Genomic DNA, 12172 nt, shown 5'->3' with positions numbered 1-12172 from the left:
AGCAGCTGAACATACCTCAATAACAAAAACCGCCAGCGTGAAGTGAGCCCGATATGTTGGCCACCTTAAGCTGGCGGTTTTGCACATCAGTGGCCTGGGTTAACCAGGTTACGGCTCCCCCCCAAAACCCGGTTCAACCCGATTATCCTGCTTTTTGCTCTAACGGCGCCATTCGGGCGCCGCGTATGGCCTTGCCAGCAGCTACCTTCAACAGAGAGTTTGATATGAGCCAGCAGTGGAGCGCCATATGTACTCTTACACCCTCACCTTCAAAGAAGATGTCGATCGCCTGACCACCCCGGAGCAGGAGATCACCCTGCAGAGCCCCGCCATGACGGGCGACTTTATTATCCTCTCCGACGGTAGCCGTCATCAGGTGATGTTCGTCACCCATCGCTCCCACTACAGCAGCCTCTATCTTGATAAAGGGGTCAGAATACCGCAGGGGTAACTACATCGATCCGGTCGATCTCGTCAATAATGGCCGCTCACCCCGGCGCCACAGGTGCTGGCTGCCTTCGCAAAGGGCTCTTATAAATCCCGCCACGTCACCCACAACAGATGCTTTGTGATATGGCGCTGATCTTGCGGGAATAATCGTGAATGATCTCGGGATCCGTGCTTAATTTAAAACAGTTGATACCCATTGCATCGGTATACAACGCTCGCATTGTAATGACCAAGGATGGCCAACCCCATGAAGGATGCCCCCTTATCCACCCGATTAGAATATGAGCTGGATCACCTCAAATCGATCTTCAACGAGATCGGTGCCTATCTCTTTACCAAAGATCTGGATGGCCGCTACGTCTATGCCAATCAGGCAGTGCTGGATCTCTTTGGTTGCACCCTGGCCGAGCTGCAGGGCCAGGATGACAGTGCTTTTTTTGACCTCGACCACTCGGATACCCTGCAACGTCATGATCGTCAGGTACTGACACAGCAGATCGAGATTTGTCAGGAGGAGATCAACTACCTCAAAGAGACCGGTGAGAAACGCATCTACTGGAGCGTAAAAAAGCCCATGTATGGCAGGGATGGTGCACTGATTGGCCTATGCGGCATCTCTACCGATATCACCGAGAAGAAGCAGATCGAGGCCCATCTGGCAGAACAGCATCAATTGCTGGAAATCATCCTCGCCAACGTGGATGCCCATATCTATATGAAGGACAGCCAGCACCGCTTTCTCTACGTCAATCAAAAGGTCTCTGATCTACTTGGCCTTCCTGCCGAGCAGATCATCAATCGGCGCGATGACGAGGTGATTCCTGCGGCCAGCGCCTGCCAGCTGTGGCGGCTGGACAACCGGGTATTCGAAACGGGCGAGCTGCAAGCCGGGGAAGAGTCATTGACCGATATTGAAGGCAATCAGCAATACTACTGGTCCGTCAAGGTGCCCTTTTTACTGGCCGATGGCACCCCGACCCTGATCGGCATCTCCTCCGATATCACCGAGCTGCATCAACTCAAGGAACAACTGCATAAGCAGTCGGTGCAAGATGGCCTCACGGGCCTCTATAATCGCCGTTTCTTCTTTGAGGTATGCGAAAAGAACCTGAGTTTGAATGCCCGCCACCACGTCAATTCGGTACTGATGGTACTGGACGTGGATCAGTTCAAGTGCATCAACGATCGCTATGGTCACCCCTTGGGGGACAGGGCGCTGATTCATCTGGGCAGGGTGATGCAATCGGTGCTGCGCAGCGAAGATGTGCTAGCCCGCATCGGCGGCGACGAATTTGCCATTTTACTGCCCAACACCAGGGTGTCGGCGGCTTCGTCGCTGGCCGAACGGCTGTGCCAACAGGTGATGCAAAGTCCGTTAGCCCTGCACGATGGCGATGAACTCATCATCACCATCAGCGCCGGGTTGGTGGAAAATAGTGAGGGCGAATTGATGGAAAGCCTCTACGCCCGCGCCGACCAGATGCTCTATCAAGCCAAACAGGCTGGCCGCAATTGCGTGGTGTGCGCACCAAGCTAAACCAGCATTTATCTTATCCCGTCGATTAACCCCATCACTGGGCCATGGCGCCCTGTGTTACCAATGGATGCGAGTTGCGCAAGTGATGCTGGCCTGATTGGCTGACGCTTGATGCGTTGGTAACAACACCCAGCGCCCTGGCGCGGGGTGTTGTTATTCAGCCTTAGTGATGCACCTGGCTCTGCTGGCGGAAGCAGTAGAGTTTGAGGCTGATGTCTGCGATATCGGCGGGAAGCTCCTCTCCCTGCTCGGCCAGGGGCCGGTAGAGGGATGAGAGCAGACGTTCGGCCTGCTGCGCCGTGATGATGTTGGCCTGGATGGCCGGGGTGATCCAGCTGGGTAACATTGACATATCTCCCCCTCGTTGATCCGGTGACCTCGGGTGAACATCTTCATATCAGGTCTTACGCGGCTGTCTGCCAACCCGTTCACCCTTGCCTGCCACTTAATCAAAGCAAAATGCTTGCCGTAATCTCTTATCGGCATCTGCTCAAGGGGGCTATAGCCATTTATCAACCAGTTGGCGCAGATCCCGGACCACAGATATCCGCTTTCATGGCAAATACCTGACCAACAGTCGTCAGCATTTTGCCGCTCTTGCCTTCTGCCCGCGAATGTCATTGCAAAATGCGACTCGAATTGCTCCTTGTCGCACCGACAGAGCCCGCCATGCGCCGGAAATTGGTCACTTTCAGTGCGTTGTCGCCAAAGCCAGACACTTTTTCTGGGTGGCTATTTTTCGACCTTGCCAGCAGTTGTCGCAGAGCCGCCCCCCTCGCCTTGTCCGGCCAACCGGTTATGACAAGATGGCGCCAGATTGGAACAGCCCGTATGGGTATGCAGGAGAACCATAAAATGAACAGATCCATGATGGCAGGTATCGGTATTGGCATCGCCTCGGCCCTGGCGCTCTCGGCCGCGGCCAGCGGCTCCCTCTTTACGCCGCAGCCCACCTTTGCCGAGGTGATCGCCAGCAAGCCGATCACCGAGACCATCAAGACCCCCAGACAGGAGTGTCGCAACGTCACCGTGACCCACCGCAAGCCGGTGCAGGATGAGCACAAAATCCTCGGCACCGTGGTCGGCGCAGCACTGGGTGGCGTGGTCGGCCACCAGTTTGGCGGCGGCAGCGGCAAGAAGGTGGCTACCGCCGCCGGGGCGGTCGCGGGAGGTTATGCCGGCAATCAGGTGCAGGGCAATATGCAGGCGGGGGATACCTACACCACCACCGAGCAACGTTGCAAAACCGTGCAGGATAGCAGCGTCAACACCATCGGTTATGACGTGACCTATCGCCTCGCAGGTCAGGAGGGGGTGATCCGCATGAAGCAAGCCCCCGGCGCCACCATTCCGGTCAAGGATGGCAAACTGGTGATCGACCAGCCAAAAGTGTGATGTCTCCTGGCGCCAGTCAGCAGCAGGCCCGCCTCTTTCGAGGCGGGCCTGTGGTTTTTGGGGCGGCTTGATTTCCTTTTTTCAAAAAACGGCGCGCATCACTAACGGTCACGGCCCCCGAACTGTCACTCCTTGCAGCACTTTTTCACCGCCCGCACCACGTTCTGATAGCCGGTGCAGCGGCAGAGGTTGCCTGAAAGGCCGCGGCGGATCTCTGCATCGGTCAGCGGACGGCGATCTGTCTTGTCGAGCAATGCCGCGCTCGCCATCACCAGCCCGGGCGTGCAAAACCCGCACTGCACCGCCCCCTCGTCGATAAAGGCCTGCTGCACGTCGGAGAGCTCATTGCCTTTGCGCTCCCCCTCCACGGTGCGAATGGATTTGCCATCGGCCCACACCGCCAGATAGAGGCAGCTGTCGATGGCTGTGCCATTCACCCGCACGGTACAGGCGCCACACTCGCCGACACTGCACCCCTCTTTCACGCTGATCAGCCCCTGCCCGCGCAGGAAGTGGAGCAGCGACATGGTGGGCGACACCGCATAGGAGTAGGGTTTGCCGTTGATCTCGCACTGGATCTCTACGGCGGGACAGGTTTGCGGTTGCATCATAGGATCTTGCCTCCGGCACGTTCGACTGCGCAGGCGACCACCCGCTGCGCCAGGGTTTTGATAAGGTGCAGGCGAAATTCCTTTTCTGCCCGCCAGGAGGAGCGCGGCGCCACATCGGCCACCACCGCCTCGGCAATCGCGGCAAGGGTTGCCCGGGTCAGGGGTTGCCCCTCGGCCGCGGCTTCCGCGTGAGGCGTGCGCACCGGCGTCGGGGCCGCTACCCCATAGGCCAGCCGCAGACTCTTGAAGTGGCCATCCTCAATCTGGCAGTAGGCGGCGCAGCCGATGGTGGCGATATCCATGGCATCGCGCATGGCGTACTTGAAGTAGTGGGAGCCCACATGGGGGTGTGAGTCCGGGGCAAAGTGGAATGCCACCAGAATGTCTGCCGGTTGCAGCGCAACCTTGCCAGGGCCGGTGTGAAAACCGGCGATGGGAATGCGGCGTGTGCCGTCTGGCCCGGCGATCTCCAGCTCGGCTTCCAGCGCGACGGTAGGCGCTGCCGAGTCGGCACTGGTGGCACCGTTGCAGATGTTGCCGCCATAGGTGGCGACGTTGCGGATCTGCGGACCGGCGATGGTGGCGGCCGCTTCGGCCAGCATCGGCAGGCGGCGCTGCACCAGTTCGTTTTCGATGATCTCGGTAAAGGTGGTGCCGGAGCCGATACGTATCGATCCGTCCGGCAACTCGCTTACCCCTTTAAGCTCGGGCAAGTCGTGAATATCAACGATATGGCGATAGGCGGCGTTGAGGTGATGAAGCTGGATCATCACATCGGTGCCACCGGCCAAGAGGCGCGCCTCGGGGTCAGCCTGACGCAGGGCGACCGCCTCGGCCACGCTGTGCGCCTTGTAGTAACGGGCAATATCAAACATGGTGTTGCTCCTCCCCTGCTCCCTCGCCAATCAAACCCGCCGCGACAAACTCCCGGAACAGGGTCTTGGGGGTGATGGGCAGCTCGTTGATGGCCACCCCGGTCGCCATGCGAATGGCGTTACGGATGGCGGGGCCCGGCGAGATGATGGGCGGTTCCCCCAGTGATTTGTGGCCATAGACCGACTGGGGCTCATAGGTCTGCACGAAGTCGCACTCAAGCTCTGGCAAATCCAGCATGGTGGGGAACTTGTAGTCGAGCAGGTTGGGGTTGCGCACCACGCCGGTTTTGGCATCGATGATCATCTCCTCGAACAGCGACCAGCCGATCCCCATTCCCATGCCGCCATGCACCTGTCCCTCCGCCAGCTGTGGATTGAGGATCTTGCCGGCATCGTGCAGGTTGATGATGCGATTGATGGTCACCTTGCAGAGATCGATATCGACGCTGAGATCGACAAAGGTACAGCCGAAACTGGGCGGGTTGGTGGTGGTCTTGTGGGAGACCTCGGCGGTGATCTGACCGCCGATGGTGAGGTGGTAGTAGGCATTGACCGACACCTCGGCCACGCTGATCAGCACCTTGTCCGGCGCACCGGCCAGCACCACGTAACCATCTATCAGGGTCAGCGACCCCACATCCTGATGACAGAGCTGGGCCGCCAGCGACAGAATGCGGGCCCGCAGTTGCAGCGCCGCCTGATGGATGGCGGGGGCCGCCACATAACTCTGGCGCGAGGCGAACGAGCCCGGATCGTAGGCGGTGATGTCGGTATCCTGAGTCGAGATGACCCGGATCTGCTCAAACGGGATCCCAAGGGTCTGGGCCGCCATCTGGGCAAAGACGGTATCCGACCCCTGCCCTATCTCGGTGGCGCCGATCTGCAGATTGACGGTGCCATCCTGATTGAGCAGCATGCGGGCGCCCGCAATTTCGACCCCCACCGGATAGGTGTTGGAGCCGTAGCTAAAACAGGCCACCCCGATGCCGCGCCGCACCCGGCTCGCGGGATCCTGCCCCAGACACTCGGCCTTGAGCCGATCCCACTCAAACATCTCGCGACCACGCAGCAGGCAGTCGGGCAGACCGGCGCTGTAGATGGTCTTCTGGTTGACCTGATTGACATCCCCTTCCCGTGCCACGTTGGCGATACGCACATCGAGCGGGTCTAACCCCAACTCGACGCAGGCGTCATCCAGCATGCATTCGAGGGCAAAAATCACCTGCGGCGCGCCGTAACCGCGCATGGCACCGGCGGTGGGCAGGTTGCTGTAGAAGGTCGTGGCGTCATAACCAAAAGCGCTGCGCGGATAGAGGTAGCTGATCTTGTTGCCACCGGCGCTGGCGATGGAGTGGCCGTGAGAGGCATACCCGCCGGTGTTGGAGAGCACGTCGAGCTGATAGCCCTTGAGGGTGCCGTCGCGGTTGAGGCCCATCTTGCCGTCGATGGCAAAGCCGTGGCGGGTGCGGGAGGCAAAAAAGCACTCCTCCCGGCTCAGAGTCACCTTGACCGGCACGCCGCCAAGCTTGTAGCTCAAAAACGCGGCCATCGGCTCTTCCAGCACATCCTGCTTGTTGCCAAAACCACCCCCCATATAGGGCTTGATCACCCGCACGCTGGACCATGGCAGGCCGAGGGATTTGGCCACCCGGCTGCGCACAATCTGGGGGATCTGGGTACTGGTGACCACTATGATGTGATCCGGTTGATCCATGTAGGCGTAGCAGGTCACCGTCTCCAGATGGCAGTGCTGCACCACAGGGGTCCGGTAGTGTGCCTGAAACTGCAGGTCTGCCGCCGCAATGGCCTGCTCCGGTTCATTGGCTCTGAGTTGGCTTTGGCGCAGCAGATTGCCGCTCGGGTGAATGGGATAGGCATCTTCAGCCAGCGCACTCCCGGCATCTGTCATCACCGGCAACGGCTCGTAGGTCACCTTGACCAGCGCGGCCGCTTTTTCAGCCACCAGCGGATCGCGCGCCACCACGATGGCGACCCCATCACCGAAATGGCGCACATGGTCGGTGAGCAGGCGCCGATCTTTGACATCCCGTTTGGTCTCATCGAGGGACCAGGCGTGACCGGCGGTACGAAAACAGGTGGTGGGCACATCTGCATGGGTAAACACGGCTTCGACCCCGTGCAGGGCCAGCGCCTCGGTCGCATCGATGGCGAGCACCTTGCCGTGGGCGATATGGCTTCGCACGTACTTGGCGTGGCGCATCCCGAGCATGATGTTGTCATCGGTATAGCGGGCGCTGCCGGTCACCTTGGCCTCGGCATCCACCCGCTTGAGCGGTAATCCTATGGACATATGCAAGTCCTTTTTCGAAGGGAAAAATCTGGAACCGACATAAAAAACAGCAAGATATGCGCCTGTTTCCCACCCGCGCCAGGACAATAGGGAGAAGTGTGAAGGGGATCCCGTCTAGCTCCCCTTTGCCAACCCGCAGCGACAAAAGCAGACCCGCCCCTGAGCAAACGGGACACATCGACGGTGAAAAAAGCGGCAGAATGGGAGCTGCGAGGGCGAGAGCCTATCAATCTGGTAGGGGGATTTATCAAAATGGTATAGCCATGGCACCACTCAACTACAGGCGGCCGAGACGTGATAGCCAGCGTGGGCGGGCTGAGCGCCGCAGACATAAAAAAACAACAAGCATAAAAAATGGGGCCGCCAGCGCGGCCCCAAGCGGGCGGGTTATCCCTAAATAGCCCAGCCCCCGGCATAAAATAGCACCAGCGCCAGGGCGATGATGACGGTGCCCAGATTAAGCTTGTGCCACTCCTTCGAGCAGATGCGGCCGATCACCAGCGAGCTGAAGCCGAGCATGATGCCGGTGACGATATTGCAGGTGAGCACAATAAAGACCGCGCACACCAGCCCGGACATGGCCCCGACAAAGTCATCGAAGTCGAGCTTGGTGACGTTGCTCAGCATCAACAGCCCCACATACATCAGGGCCGGTGCGGTGGCATAGGCCGGCACCAGATAGGAGAGCGGCGAGAGGAACAGCATCAGCAGGAACAGGCCGCCGACCACAGTCGCGGTCAGGCCGGTTTTGCCCCCCGCCGCCGTGCCCGCCGCCGATTCGATATAGACGGCAGCAGGCGCCGCCCCCACCAGACTGGAGAAGATGCTGCTGACCGAGTCGGCACTGAGGGCCTTGCCGCTGTTGATGATGTGACCATCTTTATCGAGCAGGTTGGCCTGCCCCGCTACTGCACGGATGGTGCCGGTGGCATCAAACACCGCCGTCATCACCAGCGCCAGCACACTTGGCAGCACCAGCGGCGAGAGAGCCCCCATGATATCCAGAGTGAAGATGAGGGACTTGCCCTGCTCGTCCGAGAGGCTCGGCAGGGCGAACAGCCCCTGGTACTTCACCGCCGGATCGAAGATAAGACCGAAGATGGAGATGGCGATGATCACCAGCAGGATCCCCCCCGGTACTTTCAGCTTCTCCAGCCCGAAGATCACCGCAAGACCGATCAGGGACATGATGACCGGCATGGAGGTAAAGGCCCCCAGCGCTACCGGCAGCCCCTCCAGCGGGTTCTTGATCACCAGCCCCACCCCGTTGGCAGCGATGAGCAGCAAGAAGAGACCGATCCCGATGCCGGTGCCGTGGGCAATCCCCATCGGCAGGTTGTCGAGGATCCAGCTACGCACCCCGGTCACCGAGATGGCGGTAAAGATTACCCCCATCAGGAAGACGGCGCCGAGGGCCACTGGAATGGGGATCTGCTGCCCCAGCACCAGACTGAAGGCGGTAAAGGCGGTCAGCGAGATGGCGCAGCCGATGGCCATCGGCAACTTGGCCCAGAGCCCCATCAAGAGCGAACCAAAACCTGCCACCAGACAGGTGGCGACAAACACGGCAGCGGGAGGAAAGCCCGCCTTGCCGAGCATGCTCGGCACCACGATCACCGAGTAGACCATGGCAAGGAAGGTGGTGAGGCCTGCCAGTACCTCCTGCCTGATATTGCTGCCCCGCTCGCTGATCATAAAGTAGCGATCAAGAGCCGTGAGCGGTTGTTGCTTTGGTGCGCTGTTGCTGGCGTCATCATTGGCCAGCTGTTCCACGCTGTTTGTCCTGCTGTTTGCTTGGGTCATACCCAACTCCTTCACACGCGCCTGAATGTTCCATGACGAAATGGCGACAGGATCTGCGGGTCTGCCGAGCGCCAGTCTGGTGTGAAAAACAGGCGAGGGCGGCAGAGAGTGCGACAGACAGACCAGGGCAGGCAGCCTTGACTCAAACGTTTGCCTTGCTGGTCAAAAAAACCGGGCCATTTCACGTTCTATTGCGGGGAGATCCCCTGTCGTGCGGCATAACTGGCGCCCCGTGGGGTACGCCAGCCGCCGTATGCTTTGGGGCTGCGCCGCGGCAGCCCCCTCCAGCCCCTACCCCCGTTCGTGTACCAGTTGGCCATCCACATAGGTGCGGTAGATGGATCTGTCATCCCCCAGGGTCAGCAACACAAAGAGCTTGTCCCGCAGGGTGGTGGAGTTGTCATAACGCAGCTGCTGCAGCGGGGTGGCAACCGGGTCGAGCACCACGAAATCCGCCTCCTTGCCCACCGCAAAGCTGCCGATCTTCTCGTCCAGCCCCAGCGAATGGGCGCCGCCCAGAGTGGCCAGATAGAAGGCCTGATAGGCCGAGAGCCGCTCCCCCTGCAACTGCATCACCTTGTAGGCCTCGTTGAGGGTCTGCAGCATGTTGAAGGTGGTGCCGGCGCCGATGTCGGTGCCCATCCCCACCTTTATCTGCTTGCGCCACGCCTTGTGCAGCTTGAACAGGCCACTGCCGAGATAGAGGTTGGAAGTGGGGCAAAAGGCGATGGTGGAGCCGGTCTCCTTCAGGCAATCCCACTCCTGCTCTTCCAGATGGACGCAGTGGGCAAAGACGCAGTTGTGGCCGGTAAGGCCATGCTGGTGATAGACATCGAGATAGCCCTTGTGCGCCGGGAACAGGGATTTGACCCAGGCGATCTCGTCCTTGTTCTCGCACAGATGGGTGTGCAGATAGGTGGTGGGAAACTCTTCACGCAGTCGCCGCGCCATCGCCAGCTGCTCGGGTGTCGAGGTGGGTGCAAATCGTGGTGTGATGGCATAGAGTAGTCGACCGTTGCCGTGCCAGCGCTCGATAAGCTGCTTGCTCTGCACATAGCTGCTCTCGGCGGTATCGAGCAGATAATCGGGGGCATTGCGATCCATCATCACCTTGCCCGCGATCATCCGCATATTGATGCGACTGGCCGCCTCGAACAGCGCATCCACCGACTCGGGGTGAACGGTGCCGAACACCAGCGCCGTGGTGGTGCCGTTTCGCAGCAGCTGTTTGATAAAGAAGGTGGACATCTCGCGGGCATATTCGAGATCGTTGTAGCGCCGCTCGGCCGGGAAGGTGTGGCGGTTGAGCCACTCCAGCAGTTGCTCGCCATAGGCCCCTACCATCTCGCTCTGGGGATAGTGAATGTGGGTATCGACAAAGCCGGGCACTATCATCTTGCCGCGATAATCCCGCACCCGCACCTCGGCCGGAATGCGATCCTTGCCCTCCTCCCACTGACCGAACCAGTCGATGCAGCCGTTGCGAATGATCAGCAGACCATCCTCGATAAGACGGGCATTGGCCTCAATCTCCTCGGGCTGATCCACCACCCGGGTGATATCGAAGAAGCTGCCGCGCACCGCTTTGACAGAGTTGTCGTTTTTCATAACCGTTTCCCTGTTTTTCTTGTTCTGTTGACGTTTTTTGCCGGTTTAACCGTCAGATCCGTTCCACTTGTGGCGCCACCGCTTGCCCGGGCACGTGCTCTGGTGAACCCTGTGGCTCACCCTTGCTTGCCGATGGCTGGCTCGCGCTGCGGGCGGTAAAGATCACATCCGGTTTGTCGCTCAGCTGGATAACCTCCACCGCCTCGGCATCCTTGGCAGCCGCCTTGCGCCTGCGGCTCTGGGGCAGCACCAGGTTCATGATGATGGCGGTGATGCCGCCGGCGCAGATGGGGTTTTCCACCAAGACATAGAGGGCATCGGGCAGCACCCTGAAAACACTCGGGTCATAGGAGACACCAAGCCCAAGCCCCAGCGAGGTGGCGACAATCAGGGTCTCCCGCCGATCCATGCCGTGGGTCATGATGATCCGGCACCCCGCGATGGCGATCATCGAGAACATCAGCGTCATGGCCCCGCCGAGGACGGGTGATGGAATGGTGGTAAAAAAGCGCCCCACCACCGGGAAGATGCCCATGATCACCAGGATCATGGCGATAAATTTGCCCACATGACGGGAGGCGACCCCGGTCATCTGGATCACCCCGTTATTCTGGGAGAAGGTAGTGAGCGGCAGGGAACCCAGCGCCGAGGCGATCACCGATACCAAACCATCGGCCAGCACCCCACCGGAGAGGCGGCGAGTGTACTCCTCCCCCTCCACCGGACGATGAGAGACCATGGCGGTAGCGGTCAGCGCCCCGACCGCTTCCAGCACGCTCAGCAGATAGATGGTGCCCGCCACCAGAAAGGCACCGAAATCAAAGGAGAAACCATATTTGAACAACATGGGCACGGTGATCAGGGGCAACCCCTGCAAGACAGAAAAGTCCACCATCCCCAGCATCATGGAGACCAGATAGCCCACCAGCAAGCCGATGGCGATCCCCCCCATACGCAGCAGGGGGCTCTTGCAGCAGTTAAAACCGATGACGACTGCCAACACCAGTAAACCGACACCGAGATTTTCATAGTTACCGAAGGTACCGCTGCTCTTGGCCGCCATCCCGCCAGCAAAATCGATGATGCCGACCTTGATGAGACACAGACCGATCATCAGCACCACAATACCGCTCACTGTGGGGGTGATGACCCGGGTCAGATAGGGCAGCACGAACGATGCCCCCATTACCAGAAAGGCTCCGACGAAGGAGATCCCCATCAACGAGGAGATGATCTGGGCTTCGTCGATCCCCTCCTTTCCCATGGCGGTCCCGATCGAGATCATCACGGTGACGAACGAGAAGTTGACCGACTGAATGGAAAGGAGGCCCGAGCCAATTGGCCCGTAACGATGAACTTGCAACCAGGTGCCGATGCCAGAGGCGATCATCGACATAGAGACCAGATAGGTGGTGATCTCTTGGGAAAGATTAAGGGCGGCCCCGACGATCAGGGCCGGAGCAACCATGGGAACCAGTATGGCCAGTAGATGGGTCACAGCCCCGACCAGCGACTGGCCAAAGGGGGGCTTATCTTCCAAGGCGTAGATAAGATCAGAGTCCTTGCGCGATTTCTTAGACAT

At 59.6% G+C, this 12172-nt stretch carries 10 protein-coding genes; 3 read left to right on the top strand and 7 right to left on the bottom strand.

What is annotated here, in order from left to right; all coding sequences use genetic code 11:
• The first annotated feature begins 247 nt into the window (after positions 1–247).
• Together BN4575_RS13365 and BN4575_RS13360 are read left to right on the top strand one after the other, a co-directional pair.
• Positions 248–451 (top strand): hypothetical protein, encoded by a 204-nt coding sequence (locus BN4575_RS13365; RefSeq protein ID WP_042021824.1) that lies wholly within the window; start codon positions 248–250, stop codon positions 449–451.
• Positions 452–685: 234 nt separating this feature from the next.
• Positions 686–1987 (top strand): sensor domain-containing diguanylate cyclase, encoded by a 1302-nt coding sequence (locus BN4575_RS13360; RefSeq protein WP_256028969.1) that lies wholly within the window; start codon positions 686–688, stop codon positions 1985–1987.
• Between the two features lie 163 nt (positions 1988–2150).
• Here the strand turns inward: BN4575_RS13360 and BN4575_RS13355 are convergent, their stop codons facing one another.
• Complete coding sequence (locus BN4575_RS13355) at positions 2151–2339, bottom strand: hypothetical protein (RefSeq protein WP_068978523.1); 189 nt, start codon at positions 2337–2339, stop codon at positions 2151–2153.
• A 503-nt stretch (positions 2340–2842) separates the two neighbouring features.
• Here BN4575_RS13355 and BN4575_RS13350 point away from each other — a divergent pair.
• On the top strand, positions 2843–3382 hold the full coding sequence (locus tag BN4575_RS13350) for a glycine zipper 2TM domain-containing protein (protein ID WP_042062616.1): 540 nt from the start codon (positions 2843–2845) through the stop codon (positions 3380–3382).
• A 125-nt stretch (positions 3383–3507) separates the two neighbouring features.
• Here the strand turns inward: BN4575_RS13350 and xdhC are convergent, their stop codons facing one another.
• The 6 genes from xdhC to BN4575_RS13320 all read right to left on the bottom strand — a co-directional run bounded on the left by xdhC (position 3508) and on the right by BN4575_RS13320 (position 12172).
• Positions 3508–3993, bottom strand: a complete 486-nt coding sequence (xdhC, locus tag BN4575_RS13345; RefSeq protein ID WP_068978522.1) for a xanthine dehydrogenase iron sulfur-binding subunit XdhC — start codon at positions 3991–3993, stop codon at positions 3508–3510.
• Complete coding sequence (gene xdhB / locus BN4575_RS13340; RefSeq protein WP_068978521.1) at positions 3990–4868, bottom strand: xanthine dehydrogenase FAD-binding subunit XdhB; 879 nt, start codon at positions 4866–4868, stop codon at positions 3990–3992. The genes xdhC and xdhB overlap by 4 nt, the downstream gene beginning before the upstream one ends.
• Entirely contained in the window at positions 4861–7179 is a 2319-nt protein-coding gene (gene xdhA, locus BN4575_RS13335; protein WP_068978520.1) for a xanthine dehydrogenase molybdenum-binding subunit XdhA, read from the bottom strand. The genes xdhB and xdhA overlap by 8 nt, the downstream gene beginning before the upstream one ends.
• A gap of 393 nt (positions 7180–7572) precedes the next feature.
• A complete protein-coding gene (locus BN4575_RS13330) occupies positions 7573–8874 on the bottom strand; it encodes an NCS2 family permease (RefSeq protein WP_223290139.1) in 1302 nt (433 codons plus the stop codon).
• Between the two features lie 399 nt (positions 8875–9273).
• Positions 9274–10590, bottom strand: a complete 1317-nt coding sequence (gene guaD / locus BN4575_RS13325) for a guanine deaminase (protein WP_068978519.1) — start codon at positions 10588–10590, stop codon at positions 9274–9276.
• Between the two features lie 52 nt (positions 10591–10642).
• On the bottom strand, positions 10643–12172 hold the full coding sequence (locus BN4575_RS13320; protein ID WP_068978518.1) for a nucleobase:cation symporter-2 family protein: 1530 nt from the start codon (positions 12170–12172) through the stop codon (positions 10643–10645).

This window comes from Aeromonas sp. EERV15, assembly GCF_900079845.1.
GTDB classification, from domain to species: Bacteria; Pseudomonadota; Gammaproteobacteria; order Enterobacterales; family Aeromonadaceae; genus Aeromonas; species Aeromonas sobria.
This window is presented reverse-complemented; position numbering and strand designations above follow the sequence as displayed.